General features: G+C 43.0%; 19 protein-coding genes. 12 read left to right on the top strand and 7 right to left on the bottom strand.

What is annotated here, in order from left to right:
- Positions 1–338: 338 nt before the first annotated feature.
- From ACIH2S_RS02185 to ACIH2S_RS02170, 4 genes are all read left to right on the top strand, one after another.
- Complete coding sequence (locus tag ACIH2S_RS02185; RefSeq protein ID WP_036955332.1) at positions 339–1,145, top strand: protein bax; 807 nt, start codon at positions 339–341, stop codon at positions 1,143–1,145.
- Between the two features lie 410 nt (positions 1,146–1,555).
- Entirely contained in the window at positions 1,556–2,974 is a 1,419-nt protein-coding gene (locus ACIH2S_RS02180; protein WP_108479293.1) for an MBOAT family O-acyltransferase, read from the top strand.
- Complete coding sequence (locus ACIH2S_RS02175; protein ID WP_430248016.1) at positions 2,961–4,145, top strand: SGNH/GDSL hydrolase family protein; 1,185 nt, start codon at positions 2,961–2,963, stop codon at positions 4,143–4,145. The genes ACIH2S_RS02180 and ACIH2S_RS02175 overlap by 14 nt, the downstream gene beginning before the upstream one ends.
- Positions 4,096–5,322 (top strand): SGNH/GDSL hydrolase family protein, encoded by a 1,227-nt coding sequence (locus ACIH2S_RS02170; protein WP_430248013.1) that lies wholly within the window; start codon positions 4,096–4,098, stop codon positions 5,320–5,322. Before ACIH2S_RS02175 ends, ACIH2S_RS02170 begins: the two co-directional genes overlap by 50 nt.
- A gap of 91 nt (positions 5,323–5,413) precedes the next feature.
- Here ACIH2S_RS02170 and gntU read toward each other — a convergent pair whose 3' ends face one another.
- The 3 genes from gntU to gntR form a co-directional block, all read right to left on the bottom strand.
- Positions 5,414–6,772 (bottom strand): gluconate transporter, encoded by a 1,359-nt coding sequence (gene gntU, locus ACIH2S_RS02165; RefSeq protein ID WP_036955341.1) that lies wholly within the window; start codon positions 6,770–6,772, stop codon positions 5,414–5,416.
- A complete protein-coding gene (gene gntK, locus ACIH2S_RS02160) occupies positions 6,769–7,311 on the bottom strand; it encodes a gluconokinase (RefSeq protein ID WP_036955343.1) in 543 nt (180 codons plus the stop codon). The genes gntU and gntK overlap by 4 nt, the downstream gene beginning before the upstream one ends.
- Before the next feature lie 215 nt (positions 7,312–7,526).
- Entirely contained in the window at positions 7,527–8,522 is a 996-nt protein-coding gene (gntR, locus tag ACIH2S_RS02155) for a gluconate operon transcriptional repressor GntR (RefSeq protein WP_036955346.1), read from the bottom strand.
- A 194-nt stretch (positions 8,523–8,716) separates the two neighbouring features.
- Between gntR and ACIH2S_RS02150 the strand changes: the two genes are divergently transcribed.
- From ACIH2S_RS02150 to ACIH2S_RS02115, 8 genes are all read left to right on the top strand, one after another.
- Complete coding sequence (locus tag ACIH2S_RS02150; protein WP_321146419.1) at positions 8,717–9,748, top strand: ABC transporter substrate-binding protein; 1,032 nt, start codon at positions 8,717–8,719, stop codon at positions 9,746–9,748.
- The gene (locus tag ACIH2S_RS02145) at positions 9,745–10,749 is read left to right on the top strand and encodes a FecCD family ABC transporter permease (protein WP_349488184.1); all 1,005 of its coding nucleotides are present in this window, start codon (positions 9,745–9,747) and stop codon (positions 10,747–10,749) included. The genes ACIH2S_RS02150 and ACIH2S_RS02145 overlap by 4 nt, the downstream gene beginning before the upstream one ends.
- Positions 10,746–11,513, top strand: a complete 768-nt coding sequence (locus ACIH2S_RS02140; RefSeq protein WP_430248009.1) for an ABC transporter ATP-binding protein — start codon at positions 10,746–10,748, stop codon at positions 11,511–11,513. The genes ACIH2S_RS02145 and ACIH2S_RS02140 overlap by 4 nt, the downstream gene beginning before the upstream one ends.
- Before the next feature lie 11 nt (positions 11,514–11,524).
- A complete protein-coding gene (locus ACIH2S_RS02135; RefSeq protein WP_154634465.1) occupies positions 11,525–12,343 on the top strand; it encodes a class I SAM-dependent methyltransferase in 819 nt (272 codons plus the stop codon).
- Positions 12,340–13,185 (top strand): ModD protein, encoded by an 846-nt coding sequence (gene modD, locus ACIH2S_RS02130; RefSeq protein ID WP_108479288.1) that lies wholly within the window; start codon positions 12,340–12,342, stop codon positions 13,183–13,185. Before ACIH2S_RS02135 ends, modD begins: the two co-directional genes overlap by 4 nt.
- Positions 13,186–13,326: 141 nt before the next feature.
- Positions 13,327–15,357: a TonB-dependent receptor plug domain-containing protein gene (locus tag ACIH2S_RS02125; RefSeq protein ID WP_349488181.1), complete on the top strand. Its 2,031-nt coding sequence runs from the start codon at positions 13,327–13,329 to the stop codon at positions 15,355–15,357.
- Positions 15,358–15,809: 452 nt separating this feature from the next.
- Positions 15,810–16,769 carry a winged helix-turn-helix domain-containing protein gene (locus ACIH2S_RS02120; RefSeq protein ID WP_108479286.1) on the top strand — a complete coding sequence of 320 codons (960 nt, stop codon included), beginning with the start codon at positions 15,810–15,812 and terminating at the stop codon, positions 16,767–16,769.
- Positions 16,770–17,246, top strand: a complete 477-nt coding sequence (locus ACIH2S_RS02115) for a FidL-like protein (protein ID WP_108479285.1) — start codon at positions 16,770–16,772, stop codon at positions 17,244–17,246.
- A gap of 147 nt (positions 17,247–17,393) precedes the next feature.
- Here ACIH2S_RS02115 and ACIH2S_RS02110 read toward each other — a convergent pair whose 3' ends face one another.
- The 4 genes from ACIH2S_RS02110 to ACIH2S_RS02095 all read right to left on the bottom strand — a co-directional run bounded on the left by ACIH2S_RS02110 (position 17,394) and on the right by ACIH2S_RS02095 (position 19,862).
- Positions 17,394–18,248, bottom strand: coding sequence for a hypothetical protein (locus ACIH2S_RS02110; RefSeq protein ID WP_132497090.1), 855 nt, complete (start codon positions 18,246–18,248; stop codon positions 17,394–17,396).
- Positions 18,249–18,313: 65 nt separating this feature from the next.
- On the bottom strand, positions 18,314–18,865 hold the full coding sequence (locus ACIH2S_RS02105; protein ID WP_132497089.1) for a fimbrial protein: 552 nt from the start codon (positions 18,863–18,865) through the stop codon (positions 18,314–18,316).
- On the bottom strand, positions 18,865–19,359 hold the full coding sequence (locus ACIH2S_RS02100; RefSeq protein ID WP_132497088.1) for a fimbrial protein: 495 nt from the start codon (positions 19,357–19,359) through the stop codon (positions 18,865–18,867). The genes ACIH2S_RS02105 and ACIH2S_RS02100 overlap by 1 nt, the downstream gene beginning before the upstream one ends.
- A gap of 11 nt (positions 19,360–19,370) precedes the next feature.
- Positions 19,371–19,862, bottom strand: coding sequence for a fimbrial protein (locus ACIH2S_RS02095; protein ID WP_036955381.1), 492 nt, complete (start codon positions 19,860–19,862; stop codon positions 19,371–19,373).
- Positions 19,863–19,872 lie beyond the last annotated feature (10 nt).

The raw sequence follows: 19,872 nt of genomic DNA, 5'->3' as shown, positions 1-19,872 counted from the left end.
AAACACCCCATTTTGTTTAAAATTTAGACCACTGATCGGTTATTTTTTAAGCATAATAACCCTACAATACACCTGTTAATTGTTTGAAAATCAATCTAATTTAGCTTAAATCAGATGATTGCAAGATGAAATCAAAAACAAAAATTGATAAATAAAGCATTGAAAATATAAATAACGCAATTATTTTTAATGTAAAATCATTAAGTTAAAATAAATCAACATTTAATGACATACTAATACAGAAATTTACCTAATGTGAGTCGGATAAAGGTAGCTCGTGAAAAATTATTCTGCTACCATTCGCTCGATTTTTGTTCAGAGAAACATAGGAGAAGCAAATGCCCTCTCGAACGATGGGGACAAACGCCGTCTTCGCTTTCTTATTTTTACTTTTGTTTTCGGGCCTCAGTTTTGGCTCCACCAGTACCAGTACGATGCTTAAAAAAGACTTCACACTGAAGTCGGCACAAAACTCAAATCAAGCAGAAACACCACTGCCTGATATGCGTAAATACCCGTCTGGTACTCCACGTAAGAAAGCGTTTTTGAAAACGATTGTCCCGGTGATTGAAAAAGTCAATCAACAGATTATGGAAGAGCGTAACTGGCTGCTTTCCGTGCGCACGAACACCAAATGGAGCGCCCAAGAGCTACGTCGCCTAACCCAGATCTGCGATAGTTATGGCATCAGTTGCAGCAACCCAAAACGTATTAATTGGGATAAGCTGTTAAGTCGTGTAGACATCATGCCAACGCATTTAGTTGCGACACAAGCGGCTACAGAGTCTGGTTGGGGTACTTCTCAGCTTGCTCTACAAAACGGAAATTTATTTGGTATGCGCTGTGGTAGCGGTTGCCAAGTTAGCAAAGGAAAGATCAAAGGCTACTCAGCTTACGCTTCTGTTGAAGCAACAGTGACTGCCTATATGAAGAATATGAATACCCATAACGCGTATGAGTCTTTACGTCACTCGCGTGCTAAACAGCGTCAATCACAAGATGAGTTAGACTCCGTCAAGCTGATTAACGATATGAAAGGGTACTCAGAGTTAGGTTCATCATATAACCGCTATTTGAAAGAGATGTACGCGAGCAACGAAGAATTGATTACACAAGCTCAACAAAGAGCAGCGACTCGCAGCTAATTTTAGTATCTACACACCAGGTACACAGTATAAAAATCCACTTTTTCGAAAGTGGATTTTTTTTGCACGTTTTCCCATCCACTCGAAATATGACAACCCACCCCACCCCAGCTATACTTCTTAAACTTTGAGTCTTGAGTCTTGTATAACTTATTTTCTCTATCCTCGATTTACTCTAAATAATTAGGGTTTTTGGGTAAGAAAAATTCATCTACGGTTGAATTTCTAAATAGTTCGTGTTGTCGCTAGGCGTCGAGGATTGATATCCCTAGGAGCATACACAAGTATGTGACTAGGGTGGCAATACGATGACAACACCGCGACGGCGCGAAATATGACGAAATTCTGATTGCAAGCCGAGGAAGAATAAATATCATGGTCACCCATAACAAATAACACCTGAGTCTAATATGAATTTCTTCTCATTTGAGTTTCTTGGCTCTTTTTTAGTTTTTTTTCTTATTTATTGGGGCTGCCAACCCAGCTCTAAATTGCAGAATGGGTTGCTCATCACAGCAAGTTATTTCTTTGTCTACTCGTTTAGCCCTGACTTTGCCTATATTCTGTTTGGCTACACGTTATTTATCTATTTGCTCACCAACTGGGCAACGGTTTGGTTATCTAATCGATGGGTATATTCGTTATTAGCTATCGGGATCATTGGCTGCTTTACTGCGTTTAAATATTATTCTTTTTTCCAGGAAACTATTCAGCAAACCCTCGATAAGTTTGGATTTAGCGTTGGACTGCCTGTACTGGAACTGTTGGCACCATTGGGGCTCTCTTTCTACGCCTTCCATTCCGTCAGCTATACCGTTTCTGTATGCCGCAAAGAAATTGAAAAAGCCGACTTTTTTGACGTCGTATTATATTTGGCTTTTTTCCCAAGTATCGTTGCGGGTCCAATTAACCGTGCAAAAAACTTTTTACCGCAAATCCAAGCTGAAAGCCGCGTTATTCTCGACTCTCGCCGCGCCATTTTGTTAATTAGCTTAGCACTGGTAAAACTGTTTCTATTCAGCTCATACCTCGCTGAAAACTACGTTAATCCAGTATTTGATGCTCCCGCAGGCTTTAGCGCAGGGGAAATATTAATTGCCACCTACGCTTACGCGTGGAATATCTATTTTAACTTCTCCGGTTATACCAATTTAGTGACGGGGATTGCGTTACTATTAGGCTTTAGAGTGCCACTTAACTTTAATGCCCCATATTTAGCCACTAACTTGCAAGATTTCTGGAAACGTTGGCATATCAGTTTATCGACCTTCATCATGGATTATATCTATATTCCATTAGGTGGCAGTCGCAAAGGATTTGTACGCAAAAATATCAACGTATTAACCGCAATGTTAATTTCGGGTCTGTGGCATGGTGCTGCAATGACATTTGTTATTTGGGGCGCAATTCATGGCTTAGGGACGGTAATTTTTAATATCAAAACTGAGCTAATGAAAAAACTGGGGAGAACCCACTTAATTCCCAACGCCCATGTTTCAAAATTACTTGCACGAATTCTGACTTTCCATTTTGTCTGCTTTGCATGGATTTTTTTCCGTAGCCCATCGTTTGATGATGCTCTGGTGATGCTCAATCAATTTATTGAGCCTGGATTTATCGCCTCAATTAGCGCGAACCTCGGCTTGCTGATTGCATTCTGGTTACTGTTCTTCGCCTACCCTTATTTCGTTCAAGGCTACCAGTATGTTGCCAAGAAATATCAAGATATCGCTTGGTACTATTACCCAATCCCATTAGCCATCGTGTTGACGATTATGTTTATGCTTTCACCTTCAGGAATGCCAGGATTTATCTATGCTAACTTCTGAGTTTAAAAATAACCTGAAAAAAACCGGACAAGTGGTGCTGATTGTCATCATCACTGGCTTGCTACTGATTTGGTTAAACCAAAGCTCCTTAGAGCGATTCTGGCAGCAAAAGTATCACCAAGATACCCCATGGGCGAAAATCAGTGGAAACCCTGTCTGGGATTACGGGAGCGCGTTACATGATGGTGTCCAAGAAGCAGGGGCAACTTTTGCCTATCACGCATCTGGACAAAAAGCCGCTGAAGATAAACTTGCCGCCCAAATGACCGCTAACCATGAAACGTTAGTTTTCCCACAAGATTTCCGTGTCGGGCTACACTTTGTTAATGGTTATATTCATCCCGCAGAGAGCTTATCGGTCACATTCCCTGAGTTATTAAAACGCCCTCAAGCTCGCGCTAAAATTCCAGGTCGAACCTTTGCAGGAGTGACTATTGCGCAGCCTGAAGGACCTGTTGTTCAAAAACAGATAGCCAATATTGCTGCAGGGGATCAAGTCTTGTTTGCTGGGGACTCCATGATGCAGGGCGTCGCTCCCCATGTTAAAAACATGCTGTTGAAAAAGTATAATATTGAGAGTATTAACTTAAGTAAGCAGAGTACCGGTCTCGCGTACCCTAAATTCTTTAACTGGCCAGATACCATTGCCAAAGCATTGAACGATAACCCGAAAATTAAAGTCTTAGTGGTATTTTTAGGTCCTAATGACCCGTGGGATATGCCACCACAATCGGGCTATAAGTATGTGAAATTCAAGAGTGAAGAGTGGGAGCAAACCTATCGTTCGCGTATCAGTGAAATTCTTTCCACCGCACGCCAACATCATGTCGATGTGATTTGGGTGGGTCCACCGAATATGCGTAAAAACACTCTCTCCGATGGAATGAAGTTCCTACGCGGTCTCTACCAAACCGAAGTTGCGAAGTATGGCGAAATGTACATTTCTGCTAATGACGTCTTTAAATATAAAAATGACGACTATTCCGACTATATTGGGGATAGTAGCAATGCTATAAAATTGCGCAGTGGTGATGGGATCCATTTCAGTGGTAAAGGGCAACAAATGATTGCCGAAAGCGTATTTTCACTGATCCATTTCGAAGAGGAAGACAAGGAACCTCATGAAACTGAACAACCAGAATCAGGTCAAGAGCAAGCTACTCACAGCTAGTGTTATTACCCTGCTGTCATTAGGCTTAGTCTCTTGTCAAACCCCTGATACTAAACGCGGCAAAACGTCGCAAACTCAGTGGCAAGCGCCTACAGAGCAAGGGCAGTTAGTCAATAACGGTGAACCCAATTTAAGTCAATTGGCGTCTAAACTGCGCCAAGGTGGTCAACAAGTCCATATCGTTCAGATAGGGGATTCACACACGGCCGCAGATTTTTTCACTGGTGAATTAAGAGCATTGTTCCAACAACGTTATGGAGATGCAGGTCCTGGTTTTGTACCGCCAATTTCGGTACCGGGTCAACGCACCGCCACCATTAATCGCGTCAGTGATAAGTCAGATTGGTCACTTTCCAGTAGCCGCAAAGACGAGCGTTTTGACTACCCGTTAGGTGGATTGATAGCGGAGCCACAAGGTAGCAAGAGCAATGTGTTATTAAAACCGTTGCAGCCTGTCCAAAATAGTTATCGCTTACAAGCACTGTACCAAAGCTCGAATGGTGCCCAGATGCAGGTTTCGCCATCCTCATCTTCGACAGTTGCCTTACCTGCCACGGGAAATAGTTGGCAATTCTCTGCGCCAGTGAGCACGCAATTGCCATCAACTGTGTCAGTTGGAACAACAAGTAATCTCAAAGTGGGTGGATGGTTAGTCCGTTCGAATAAACCCGGTGTGATGTTATCTGCTATCGGTTTAAACGGTGCGACCATCAACATGCTGAATAAATGGCAACCACAGTGGAGTGCCACGCTGGCTCAAATGTCGCCAGATATGGTGATTTTAGCCTTCGGCACCAATGAAGCGTTTAATGACACACTGAACTTAGTGGCTTACGAACAAAATCTACGGGATAAAATTCGTCAGATCCGCCAGCAATCACCTAATGCCGTGATTATGCTAGTGGGGCCTAGCGACTCAATTAAATTCAGTAATGCGGCGGGTTGTAGCGCACAGATGCCGGTGAATTTGATGGATGTGATTCGTATTCAGAAAAACATTGCCGCTCAGGAACATACGCTGTTTTGGGATTGGCAAGCGAACATGGGCGGACCTTGCTCTATCCGCGCATGGGCATCCCAAGGTTTAGCCCGTCCTGATAATGTGCATTTCTCTGCGGATGGTTATAAGAAAAGCGCCCAAGCTTTGTATAGCCAGTTTAATCAGATGTTGAAATAAACCTATTTCGTTATCTTCACATACAAAAAAGTCAGCCTACCTAAGTAAGCTGACTTTTGTTTTTTACAGAAGAGATAGAAAGAAATCAGTTTTACAGGAAGGTAAAGAAAATCATCCCAACAATCGCACCCGTCGTTCCTAAAATCGTTTCCATGATAGTCCACGTTTTTAAGGTTTGAGCTTCAGTTGCACCTGTAAATTTACCGAATAACCAGAAACCGGAGTCATTCACATGGCTCAGAATTAATGAACCACCAGAGATACAAATCGCTAATGCAGCCAGTTGTGCACCAGAGTAACCTAGCTCACCGATAACAGGCAGGACTAAACCAACAGTCGTTAGACAAGCAACAGTCGCAGAACCTTGGATAACACGCACCGCACCCGCTAAGACGAAACACGCGACAGCAATCGGTAAACCTGCACCAATCAGCGAATCACCTAATGCCGGACCTACACCTGAGTCCACCAGCACTTGTTTGAATACACCACCCGCACCAGTCACTAACAGGATGATACCCGCAGGTTGAATTGCTGCGGAACAGACCGCCATCACGCGCTCTTTATCCATGCCGTAGCGGAAGCCTAAGCCGTAGATTGCCAGCAAACATGCCAGTAATAATGCAGTAAATGGATGACCAATAAACTCTAACCAGTTTTCTAGATTCGAGCCTTTTTCCACAAAGTGAGTCCCGATGGTTTTTAAACCAACCAGCAGTAATGGGAACAACACGAGGCTTAAGCTGAAGCCAAAGCTTGGCATTTTGCCGTTAGTGCTTTGTGGTGCTTGGTAGTCAGCAGGAATTTCAATACTAACAAACTTGCTGATAAAGCTACCAAACAGTGGACCCGCTAAAATCATGCTCGGGATAGCCGCACACAGACCAATTAAGATCATCCAGCCATAATCTGCACCCATTTGCGACGCCACCAGCATTGGTGTTGGTCCCGGTAACAGGAAGGCTGCCGCTGCTGCCACACCAGCAAACAGAGGAATTGCTAAGCGAACTACGTTGTGGCCAGTGCGGTTTGCGACCGCAAATACCACGCCGATTAATAGCACGATAGCCACGTCAAAGAACAATGGCAGTGCGCAGATTAAACCGGCGATCCCCACCGCATAATGCGCGCGCTTTTCACCGAAAAGGTCTAATAGCTTATGAGCAACCTGATCCAAAGCGCCCGTTTCATGCAAGATCTTACCGAACATGGCACCTAAGGCGACGACGATAGCAAGGAATCCCAGGGTTCCCGCCATCCCTTTTTGCATGGTTGCAGTGATATCTTGGACTGGCATACCAGAAAATAGACCCGCGCCAATCGACACAATCATTAACGCTACAAAAGCGTGTAAACGCGCGTACATCACTAAAAATAGCAATAATACCACCGAGCCAACGGCGGTCAGTACCAATGTTAAGGTACTTAATGTTTCTACTGGTGCGTTCATGCTTTATCTCCCGTCATGATTTGACGAATGGTTGCACAGGTATTGTCGATAACCTCATTGAGCGCAGGACGGATATCAACCGCATAAGCGTCGGCTTCTTGGGTATCTGGTTCTTGCAGTGTATCGAACTGTGATTTCAACATTTCTGGTTTAAAGAAATGACCACGACGCGCTCTTAAACGCTCTTCAATCACTGCTGCATCGCCTTTCAGATAGATAAAATAGAGATTTTTATTATCTTCACGAAGAATATCGCGATAACTCTTTTTCAATGCAGAGCACACAACCAGAGAAACCTGATTGGTTCTTTGCATTGCAAAAATGGCACCGTTCAGCGCTTCTAACCACGGACGACGGTCATCATCATTCAGTGCATGTCCAGATGCCATTTTCATAATATTGGATTTCGGGTGCAAAAAGTCCCCGTCTAAAAAGGCAGCTTGTAACTGCTGAGCAACGCCACTCGCCACTGCGGATTTGCCGCTACCCGATACCCCCATTAAGACAAATGTGTAGTTTTGATTTTGGGTATCACTCATAGGAAACTCCTCGGGTGTTGAAAAGAGGTTATTTAATTCTAGATTTGAAATTTAATTTAGGTTGTTATTCCGGTGCCCTGGCTGGATGTTACCGGTAACAGGTTACGGGTAACATTATTGCTAGTGGATATTTATTTAGCAATTAGATAGGTGAAGAAAACAGCGGAATTGTGATGGTAATCGCAATAATGTTTTGCTGACTCGATGCAACCTTACTAGATACTTTCACCAGTTAGTAACTTAAAACCAACATCGAATTTTTTCTGTGCTAATTTTTCACCGCGCATCCTTGCCAGCAGCACTTCTGCCGCCTTGCGCCCCATAAGGTCACGAGGGGTTAAGATACTGGCTAATTTCGGTGTCATCACCTGTCCCACATCGTGTCCATGGAAGCCCGAAATAGCCAAATCATTGGGGACATTAATCCCTAAACGCTGGCATTCAAAAATCGCGCCGATGGCTAAGTCATCGTTGGTACAAAATAGCCCATCAGTATCGGGGTATTTTACGCGGCATTCTTGAAGTAATTGTGCGCCAAGAGAATAAGAGGAGCTCTCTTGAGTCATTAAATTACGCGGAGTTAGTTTGGCATCGAGCATGGCTTTTTCATAACCTTCCAAACGGATGATTGTCCGCTCATCCTGCCTCGCCCCTAAATAGACTACTTTTCGGCAGCCACGGTCGATCATCGCCTGCGTCATTTGGCGAGACGCTTCAAAGTTATCAATGCCGACTGCGGCATCAAAACAAGGCGAAATACTGTCCATAATTTCGACGACAGGGATCCCCGCCGTTTTTAACATGCGCAGGGTGCGCTCGGTATGGGTACGCTCCGCTAAAATCACGCCATCAATATTGTAAGAAAGTAACGAAGTTAAGCGCTCTTCCTCTTTTTCTGCACGATAACCATAGTGCGCCAACATGGTTTGATAACCATGTTTGTCGGTGACGGCTTCAATACCGCGGATCACTTCGGCAAAAACTTGGTTAGTTAATGATGGCAATAGAACGCCGATGGCGTGGCTTGTGGCATTCGACAAAATATCAGGCGCTTTGTTTGGGATATAGCCTAATTCCTCCACTGCACTGGCAATTTTCCCGCGCAAGGATTCTGAAACTTGCTCAGGATTTCGCAGGAAACGGCTCACCGTCATTTTTGTGATACCGACTCGGTCGGCTACATCTTGCAAAGAAGGTCGTTTATTCTTCATATATCCCAGATTATCTATAATACGCCGTTATATTTCGCTATGTTCTGCGATCTGCCAGTGGATATCAATCCTTGATATTGCTTTAAATCACAGAAACATCGACTTTTCAGTGCTATCTCATTTTTACTGTTGACTCTGTTGCCTGACTTCGCTAATTTTCGCGCTATATAAATATAAGTATAACGATGTTAATTATGGCAATGAACAGAAGACATTTTATCCAATCCTGCGCTGTCCTTGCGGCATACTACAGTTTACCTGCATTTAGTCGCAGCCCTGTCGCAGAGGCATTATTCGGTACTTTACCTGCAAATGGTAACATTCAAAAGGTGATCACGGCGGGTCCGCCCGCAGACTTACTGATGTTTGCCCTCACCCCAGAAAAAATGGTGGGTTTTGCCTCTATTAACTTGAAAAAAGGGAATAGTGAACTATTTGCGCCACAATGGATGAATTTGCCTGTTTATGGTCGTCTTGCGGGACGAGGTAGCACGTTATCCCTTGAACAATTATTGGCTTATCACCCTGATTTGATCCTCGATACTGGCAATATCGATGAAACCTACCGTTCCCAAGCGGAAAAAGTCGCCAAACAAACGGGGATCCCGTATTTGCTGATGGACGGTAAGCTGATTGATGCTCCGCAACAGCTGCGTCAACTTGGTCGTCTATTGAATGTTAATCAGCAAGCTGAAAAACTGAGTATGGTAGCAGAACGCTATCTTAGCAATGCGCAGCAATTTGCACTGACTCAACAACAAAAACCCCTCAGTTTTTACCTCGCCAGAGGTGCAAAAGGACTACAAACCGGCACAAAAGGTTCCATTCATACTGAAGCCATCGAAATGCTCGGTTTTCGTAATGTGGTGGACATCGATGGGTTCCACGGTTTGACCGATGTTTCCATGGAACAGCTGTACCAGTGGGAACCCGATATTATCATCACCCAATATGATGAATCTGTTGAATTAATCACTCATTCGCCATTATGGGCAGGACTCAAAGCCATCTCATCGAATAACCTGTTCGTATTCAGTGGGATGCCATTCGGTTGGTTAGATGGTCCACCAGGGATCAACCGTTTACTGGGCATGAGACGCTTACAGAGCCACTTTGATAAAGCAGTTGAAGAGACGATGACTCACGATCTAAGACAATTTTTTGAGCTGTTCTACCATTCATCGCTCACTCAAGAGCAGGTCGACTTGCTAATGGAAAGGTCATGACGGCGAGCTGGCTCAATACCAAAACTAAGCCATTGTTATTGATGGCTATTTTGCTACTTTTTTTTCTGATGGCATTAACCAGTGGTAAATACTCACTAACCTTGGAAGAGCTCTATCGCTTGTTTACTCAAGCGCCCGTCGATGATCCTCGTAGCAATACGGTATTTTGGCAAATTCGCTTTCCGCGCGTCTTAGCCGCCATCTTAATTGGTGGCGGGCTGGCGATTGCAGGCGCAGCTTATCAAGGCATGTTCCGTAACCCCCTCGTTTCTCCCGATATTCTTGGTGTTTCCGCAGGCGCTGGCGTCGGGGCGGTTTTAGGGATATTTCTCGGACAATCTCTGGTTTCTATCCAACTGTTTGCTTTTGTGGGTGGGCTTATCACGGTGGCGGTGGTGTATCTGATTGCTCGTCTAGCCCGCCAGCACGATCCTATTCTATCCCTTGTGCTGGTTGGGGTTGCCGTCAGTGCGATTTGCGGCTCCGCCATCTCATTAATGAAAATTTTAGCTGACCCCTACACGCAGCTTCCTTCTATCACGTTCTGGCTACTCGGTGGTTTATCTTCCATTACTCAGCAAGATTTATGGTCAGTGCTGCCCATTATGATCGTGGGTTTCGTGCCATTATTGATGCTGCGTTGGCGCATGAATTTGCTGAGTTTATCCGATGAAGAAGCCAAAAGCTTAGGCGTGAATGTTACGCTCAATCGCACCATTTTGATTGTTAGCGCAACCCTGATTACCGCCAGCACGGTGTCGATAGCTGGCATTATTGGCTGGGTAGGGCTAATTGTTCCCCATATTACGCGAATGATAGTGGGTGCTAACTTCCGCTATCAGCTCCCTGCAGCAATGGCTATCGGCGCTATTTTACTGCTGATCACCGATACGCTAGCTCGCACCATTGCAGCCATTGAGTTACCGCTCGGGATCTTAACCTCCGCCGTGGGCGCCCCCTTTTTCTTAGCCATTTTGCTACAAACAAGGCGGGTTAAATGAGTATTTTAACCCTAGACAATGTGGCGATTGGCTACCACCACCAAGCCATTATTGAAGGCATTAACCTGCATTTACCTGAAGGTGAGATGACCTGCTTGCTGGGCGCGAATGGGTGCGGAAAAACCACCTTAATGAAAACCTTATTAGGGTTACTTCCTGCCATTGATGGGGATATACGCTTGCAAGGGCAATCCATCAGCCGGCTGAAACAGCGAGACATCGCGAAAGTGATTGCTTACGTACCCCAAGCTCACGATACGCCCTTTACGTTTTCGGTGGTCGATATGGTGATGATGGGGCTCACCCCCTATCTCTCAGCGTTCAGCGTACCGGGGGAAAAAGAGAAAGCCAGTGCCATGGAGCAATTGACCCAATTTGGCATTGCTCACCTTGCAGAGCGCTTGTATAGCACCCTCAGCGGGGGAGAAAAGCAGCTGGTTTTAATTGCCAGAGCCTTAGTCCAAAAACCCAAGTTATTGATTATGGATGAACCCGCAGCCAGCCTCGATTTTGGCAATCAAATTCGGCTGTTACAGTATATCGAAACACTGAAGCAGCATGGGATCACGGTGTTAATGTCCACCCATCACCCCCAACATGCCGCTGCCATTGCCGACCATGTGATTTTATTAAACAAACAACAGCAGGCACGGCAAGGCTCGACTCAAAGTATGTTAACGCTCACTAACTTGGCAGAACTCTATAATATCGATGCACCGAGTATTACGGCGCATTTTCAGCTTCCACTCAATTTTACTTGTTAAGGTCAGGGATCATGCTTATTCACCAACTCGATTTTGCCGCGATGTATCAGCAGCATATGCAACAAGCCCAACGCACACGCAAAGAACCAGAGCATTGGGATAAAAAAGCCCACCAAATGGCGCAAAACTGTGCCAATCCGAACGACCCATATTTAATTCGCTTTCGCCAATTAATGGATTTTACGGGTGCAAAAACCTTGCTGGATGTGGGATGTGGACCTGGCTCTATTAGCCTTTATCTCGCTAACCAATTTCAATCTGTCACCGGCATTGACTACAGTGCAGGTATGCTCGAAATGGCCAATATTCGCGCCAAAGAGATGAATGTCACCAATGCGCAATTTAAAACCCTTGCGTGGGAAGATAGCTGGGACGACTTACCAAAAGCCGATATTTCGGTGGCCTCCCGCTCTACCCTCGTGGATGACTTAAAAGCTGCGATGTTAAAACTCAACCGCCAAACTAACCTGCGCGTGTATACCACTCACACCGTTAACCCGACATTTATTGATGAGAAAATTATCCGTGAAATTGGGCGCGAAGTGGTTAGCCTGCCAACCTATATCTATGCCGTGAATGTCCTGCATCAAATGGGGATCCATGCCCGTGTCGACTTTATTAAAAGTCCAAATCGAGGTGGATTCGATAACGTGGATGCATTTATCGACAGCGTAAACTGGTCGCTCAAAGATCTCACCGAAGAAGAAACTGAAAAGCTGCGCGCTTACTACGAGAAACAAACCGCCGATGGTAAAGCCCTGCCGTTCCCATCCCGCGATTGGGCGATGGTCTCATGGGATGTGGTGGATGAAGCGGAACTGACATTATGATTTACTTGCCTGACACCCTAATTGACCAGCTGCTTCTCGACGATATCCAGTATGGGGATCTCACCAGCCGCGCCCTTGGCTTACACACCCAGCAAGGCACCATGACCTTTACCTCGAAGCTTGGCGGCTGCGTCAGCGGGTTGGATATCGCCCAGCGTATGCTCACAAAGCTGGGCATACACAGCGAATGCCTATTTCGTGACGGAGATATTGTGGAGCCACAAAGCCGCTTGATTAACGCGTCTGGCTCGGTTGAAGCACTGCATCAAGGGTGGAAGGCAGTCCAGAATGTCCTTGAATGGTGCGGTGGCGTCAGTCACTACACCCATCAAATGGTCACGATATTAAAAAAATATCACCCTAATGGGCAGCTCGCTTGCACACGGAAAACCATTCCCGCGACCAAGCCCCTTGCGTTAACCGCGATCCTCGCTGGTGGCGGCATTGTCCATCGTGCTGGCAGCGCAGAAACTATCTTGCTGTTTACCAATCATCGCAACTGCCTTACAAATCCCGATGATTGGCAATCTCATGTCGATACGTTACGAGCGGCCGCGCCTGAGAAGCAGATCATCGTTGAAGCCGATGATTATCAGCAAGCCCTGCTTGCCATTGATGCCAACGCCGATATTGTCCAGCTGGATAAACTTCCTGTGGAGCAGATTCAGCAATTACAACGCTTGGTGAATGAGAAAAAATCCCGCTGCCGATTATCCATTGCCGGTGGCGTTAACTTGCAAACTATCGAAAGTTTCGCCCAAGCGGGTGTTCCTCTGTTGATCACTTCAGCTCCCTATTACGCAAACCCGAGAGACATCAAAGTACAGATATTTAAATCTTAACGACCCAAATATAGAGATTTAAAACCTTATCCTGCGGCTCACCGCGGGATGGTGTTTTATGGCAAAAGCGACGCCCATCGTTATATAAAAATAAATATATCGATATAAGTCGCAGGAAAAACTAACTGGAAATTATTAATAATGAAAATAAAACAAATTACCTATTTGATAGGAATGGCGTTATTCGCAACACAGGGGCAAGCAGCAACGACCTCTCCAGAGAATAATCAGGCACAAGCTGACGCGAGCCGCGATGTGATGTCAGTCTGGAGTACCCCACTCGCCGCTGATGCTAACGTGATCACTGAGTCGCAAATGAAGCAACTCAATAAAACCAACGTGGCTCAAGCTCTCAGCACCCTACCCGGCGTGGCGATCCAAAAATCCGGTAACCGTAACGAAACGCAAGTCAACGTACGTGGCTTTGACAGCCGCCAAGTGCCCGTTTTCTTCGACGGTATCCCGACCTATGTTCCTTATGACGGTACCCTTGACCTTGGGCGTTTTATGACCAGTGAACTGGCGAGTGTCGAGCTTTCTACGGGGTATACGTCCCTGTTACAAGGTCCGAACTTAATGGGCGGTGCCATCAACTTAACCACCGCGACCCCAAAAAAACCGTTCGAAGCGAATATCAGCCTGAACCAAGGCTTTGCGCGTGGTGCAGATAATGCCCATAACGTTAGCGCCCGCCTTGGTGGTCGCAATGATTTAGGTTTTATTCAAGTCAGTGGTAGCCAATATAAGCAGCGCTTTATGGGTCTACCTAGCTCTGATGATAATAACCCGTATGCGGGAACGCATGGACGCCGCACTAACTCCGCCACCGATGATAAGCGTTTGATGCTGAAAATGGGCTGGACGCCACGAGAAGCCGATGAGTATGTGGTGACTTATATTAAGCAAGATGGTGACAAAAACAGTGCGCCGAATGCCAACTCTGATAAGCAGCAGATCTGGCAGTGGCCAGCTTATGATAAAGAAAGCATCTACTTTAATGGCACCACCCAAGTCACTGACGGTATTGCCCTGCAAAGCCGCGTTTATCACGATTCATTCAAAAACACGCTGCACCAGTACAAATCCGTCAAGGATTATCAAAAAGGTAATTATAACTACAGCCGCTATGATGACTACAGCAACGGTGCAGACTTGCGTGCAGACTTTACTGTACGTGAATTAGATATGCTGTCATTTGCCGCACACTGGAAAGAAGACGTTCACCGCTCTCGCAGTAATAAAACCAACCCATTTGACCGTTACAAAGATCAAACCTGGTCTGTCTCTACCGAATACCAATGGGTTGCGACAGATAAGCTCGATATCATCGGCGGAATTGGCTATGACTGGCGTGATAGTGATGATGGAAAACGCTATGTATACAATAAAAAAACCGGCGCAATGGAAGGCGTTCAACATTATGACAATAACAACCAACATGCCTTTAACTGGGAAATGATGGCCCGTTACCATTTAGAAAATGAAGATACCGTTCAATTCTCTGTATCCGAAAGAAGCCGATTCCCGACACAAAAAGAGCGCTACACCGAAAATAAAATGAAGAATGATGATTCATTCCTCATTAACCCGCATTTAGATGCAGAGCGTGCACTAACCTTTGATTTGACTTATAAAGGACATTTCACTCCAGTGTGGAGCTACACCGCAAGCACCTACTATAACCACGTTTCTGATGCCATTATGGCGCACCATGTAGGCGAAAATAAAAAAGGTGGCGCATTACTGCAAAACCGTAATAGCGGCAAAGTGGATTATATCGGCACGGATTTAGGCACTACAGGGCAAATCACTGATTGGATGGAAGCAGGTGTGAACTACAGCTATATCCACGCGGATCCGAAACACTATAGCGTACGCCATGTTGCAGAGCTGCCGACCCACAAAGCGTTTGCTTGGGTGAAATTTACCCCATATCAGCCAATGAGCATTACGATTACAGAAGAAGCCAGAAGCTGGGCATTTAACTATGTGGACAGTGAAGATAAGGTACGCGGCTTCGCCAAAACTGACCTCCGCGTGGATTATGACTTAGGGCATGGGCTATCTGTGAACAGCTCAGTCAACAACCTGTTCGACAAGTCTTATGAATATACTGATGGCTATATAGAAGAAGGTCGCAACTATTGGCTAGGAATTGAATATAAATACTAATACTTAATTTTATAAGGCAAGATATTACTTTCTTGCCTTATAAATTGAGAAATAAATTGTCTTATCAGTTAATTTGACCTATAAATAGAATTAAGCGAAATCCCTTAGGATAATTCTTATAAATAACTCTACTTATCGCTCTAGAAATTTAGTTTTATCTACCGATATAACAACGAAAACGAATATATTTATAATAATAAACTAGCAATAATATTTTATTTAGTTTATTACTCCAATATGATATTCAAATCAATATTTTTGCTAATTTACAGCAAAAAAGCTCATCTCCGAATACTTGAAGTTATTCCAATCCCTATTTAGACTATACCTATAATTAAATTAATAAAAATATATAAATCCCTAGAATAAATTTAACTTAAATTACATTAAGCCACTAATTAATAGTGGCTTAGCTATTGAATTATTTGAATTTCAGAGAGCAGAAGATAACTATGATTGAAAAACATGATTATACAATCGATAACAAGTTTATTTTTGAGCACAGGACAAGTCGTATTTTTCTAAAAGATGATCCAGATCAACATATTGAATTATCTAAACCTGCCGCTCGATTATTTGGTGAAATCCTTTTATTAAATTTAAAGAAAGGTATTGCTACTCGAGACGAACTTCTTACAAATGTTTGGGAAGAATATGGTCTGGTTGGATCAAATAATAATTTAAACACCTATATCAGCGAAATAAGGAAAAAGCTTGAGCTGGTTGGTATTGATCCAAAAACAATTGTTACGGTTCCCAAAAAAGGATTTAGAATTGATAGTCATCTATCCAGTATTGCAATGGATAATGACAACAAGCAAACTGTATCCAATGAAATTATCACTTCAGATAATTATGGAATAACAGAAACACTTGTCACCCCATCTAAGAATTTGCTAATACCCCAAAATACTGAACTGACAAAAGTCGCTATTTCAGAGGGTGAAAATGAAATTTTAGAACTTAATACTTCAATAAGTAATAGCACCGATAATTCAAAGACGAAACCCATTGCAACTTCAGAAATCATTGCCACTAAAAATAGTAATCTAAAAGGTAGGATGCTTTTATTCGCTATCATTTCATTCATCTTTATTGGATCATTTTACTTATTTATCAATACACTAAAACCAAATAATGATGAAAGGAATAGCTATACAACATTTGGAAGCCGAGATAATTGCGTATTTCAATCTCCCATCAAAATGAATGAACAGGCAAAAAAAACCAATCTCAATTTTATTAATAAAAAGCTAGATAAATATAATATTGCCTGCGAAGAACCAAAACGAATTATTGTTCTTTCAGATGTCAATGCCTCTTACTCATTCGATAAAAATGCTGCAATTAGCGTTTGTAAAGAAAAAAATAATAAGTTTGACTGTGTTTCTATTAACGATCAGAGAATTTAAATGAAAAAGTATCTTATTACTGCGGCTCTAGCTGCGGTTATTATCCCCATTACTTATGTTACCTTTGCAAAAGATAAAGATGATGTAAAACTTTGTCATTCTGAAATTGTTTGGATAAAAGAAAATGGCACACCGGATGGTATTATCCTTAAATCTAAAATGTCATTACAGGTTTCAGACAATCATAATGGCAGAATGAATTTTTATGGTTATATAAAAAACCAAGAAACCATTTATCGATTAGATCGTGCTATTTATTTTTCCTATACACCGGTAGATAAAAAAGGTAATTATTTAATCGTGATGAATTCCTCATCAGTGACAAACTCTGATAGCACCCCTAATGACGTATTTACCAATTTCATTCAATTGGAAAAAGACAAAATAAAATATTATGTAAATGTGACTAGAATGGAGGATAATGTTTATATTTTGAAGGATGAGGCCTATTCTGCCTTCACCTGTTATGTTGAATAAGCATAAAGCTTAATAAGTTCTATATTAGAAATGCGTATTTTAGAATAAATAAAAAAGATTAAAAAAAAGCCTACCAACATTTACGTTTAAGTAGGCAAAACCGTCAACATGGGAAAATGACGAATACAAAATTCTTAACGCTTTACATTATGGAATGGTCATTACCAGTGTAATTACACCACTAAAGTTACCCGCTGCAACCGTACCATTCGTTTTCAATACAGATTCTACTGTCACAAGCTCATTCGTATTTGCTCTTGCATTGATAATCGTGCCAAACCAAGCCGGTTGACCGTTCAATGTCACTCGTGACATCAATTCACCATTCGGACGTAAATTCACATACTCTTGCAACATATTTGAAGAAACTTTTACTCGCATGTTTTGGTTACAAACAATCGAGAAGAATCCACGCTGCGTATTTCCATTCAGATCCCCAGTGTTCAATGTACCGTGATCTAATTCCATTCGGTTATTTGCAACATAATTGAAATAGCACTTACCGGCAGGTGGTGGCGCAATACCACAGATCCCACCGGGTAGCATTTTCGCAGAACTACTAGTGCGGTTTGTGTCTAAAAAGATACCGACACACTCATCTGCTGTAATCGCTCCGGAGTGACGACTATCCCCTCTTTTAGGAAAACTTAAACCGCATTGATTTTGCGCTGCATCAATAATTGATTGCATCGTCGGGTAAGTCGCGAAATTTATGGAACACTCCCAGTCTTTACGAGACCCTGCTCCCCCAATATTTGGCGCTGTATGTAAATGGTTAATCGTAAAATAACAGTTCCTAGCGCCACCAGAACCCAGAACAGAAACACATGGGTTTGGTTCCGTAGGAGAGCTAGCTCTCCAATAGTCAAATTGGTAATAATAGGTATGGCTACTCCCTGAAGAGACAATGTCTTCAACATACGAAAAATATGTCGACCCATAACCAAGAGAGCTTATAAAAAGCAACGGTATTAAAAATAACCTTTGAATTCGTTTTCCCATTTCAGTTCTCTTTATTTACTTAATAAAGCTTAATTAAATCAAAGCCATAAACTTTGATAATAAAATTACTCGTACTCAAATATAAATGTTGCAGTGGCTGATATTTTACCGACTTTCACTTGTTTATTATTCACAACATCCGATGTCGCTTTGATAAATGAATTAAACTGTAATTCATTCTTACCCGCTTTACTGATCGGCATTAGCGATGAAAATTGGTTAATTTTCATCGGGGTTCCATCAGTTAACTCAATAAAAATACCTAATCCAGGGTTTAAATCACTGCCCGTCAACGCAAGGGAACCCGGTAACAATAAGTTTTCAGTTCCAGAGAATTTCACTTTCAACTTTTGTGCAATGGTCAAATCGCAATCTGACAACACTAACGTGAAGGATTCATTCGGAAATTGAAATCCCGGCTCATAGATATCCAACAGTCGGATATCACCAAAATCGACTTCAACCTTTGAATTTTCTGGTAACACCACACAAGGTGCGTTCACCAGCGTCCCTTTGATTTTCATATTATTCTGCGCGGCTTGCGCAGGCATCGTTGCTACCACAGCGAAGTTTCCCAGTAATGCAAATAAAATTCCAAAACGTATTTTCTTATTCATTATTGGTACTCCACTAGCATGGTTCCGTTTGCAATAAAGTCGCCCGTTTTCAGCTCTTTATTACCATCACGAACCAATACAGCCCAAAGTACCCCAGGGTTACTTGGGTTAATTAAATATTTTTTGCCTAAATCTAAAGTTTGATCGCCCAGTTGAAATTTAACCGCAAGATTGGTAATTCCTGTATTCAACCCATTAGTATCAAATGCACTTTTTGCGCCATTTAATGTTAAATACATGGCCCAGTTGTTCTTGTTTTCTTCACACTGGATTTGGTAATTCACTTGTCTTTTTTGAGCATTACCTTGAATGGATTTAATGGAAACGTTACCAAACTCCACTTCAATATCTTTACCATTATCAATATGGCACGGTGGCGGCGTGATTAAATTACCTTTAATCAGAATGTCTGTTTCGTTATCTCTCGCCATTGAAGAGAAAGGAAATAAGATAAACAGTAAAAACACCCCAATAAGCTTATAAATGTCCCGCATGTTTATCACCCTTATTGATACTCAACTTTGAGTGTCGCATTAGCCGTGAAGGCTTTCGCTGGCAAATCAGTACCGCTTTTCTTCACCAACACCGCAAATAATTTAGTCGGTGATGCAAAGTTAAAGGCACGCCTAGTTTTTAATGGGAAATCGCTGGTATCCGCCTTAAAAAGGACACCGAGATTATCGACACTCGTTTTAAGCACCCGCTGGTCAAATGCAGCGGGCGTGCCGTCAATATACATATTCAATTTTGGCTGAACGCCGTCTTTACAGGTAATGGTGTAGTCCATTGGCTGTTTATACACTTCACCTTCAATACGCGTTGTCATGACATCGCCAAAATCGACTTCTATGGCTTGTCCATTATTAATCTGGCAGGGTTTGGATAAGACGACACCTTTAATTTCTACATACAGGTAGCCTGAAAATCCAAGGGCACCTGACGTAAAAAGAGTCGATGATATCAATAATACCTTGGCTAAATTTTTAATAGACATCATAGCGGTAGAC

The organism is Providencia lanzhouensis (assembly GCF_050469745.1).
GTDB lineage: Bacteria > Pseudomonadota > Gammaproteobacteria > Enterobacterales > Enterobacteriaceae > Providencia > Providencia lanzhouensis.
The sequence above is the reverse complement of the archived record's forward strand: the minus strand, read 5'-3'. Positions and strand labels throughout refer to the sequence as shown.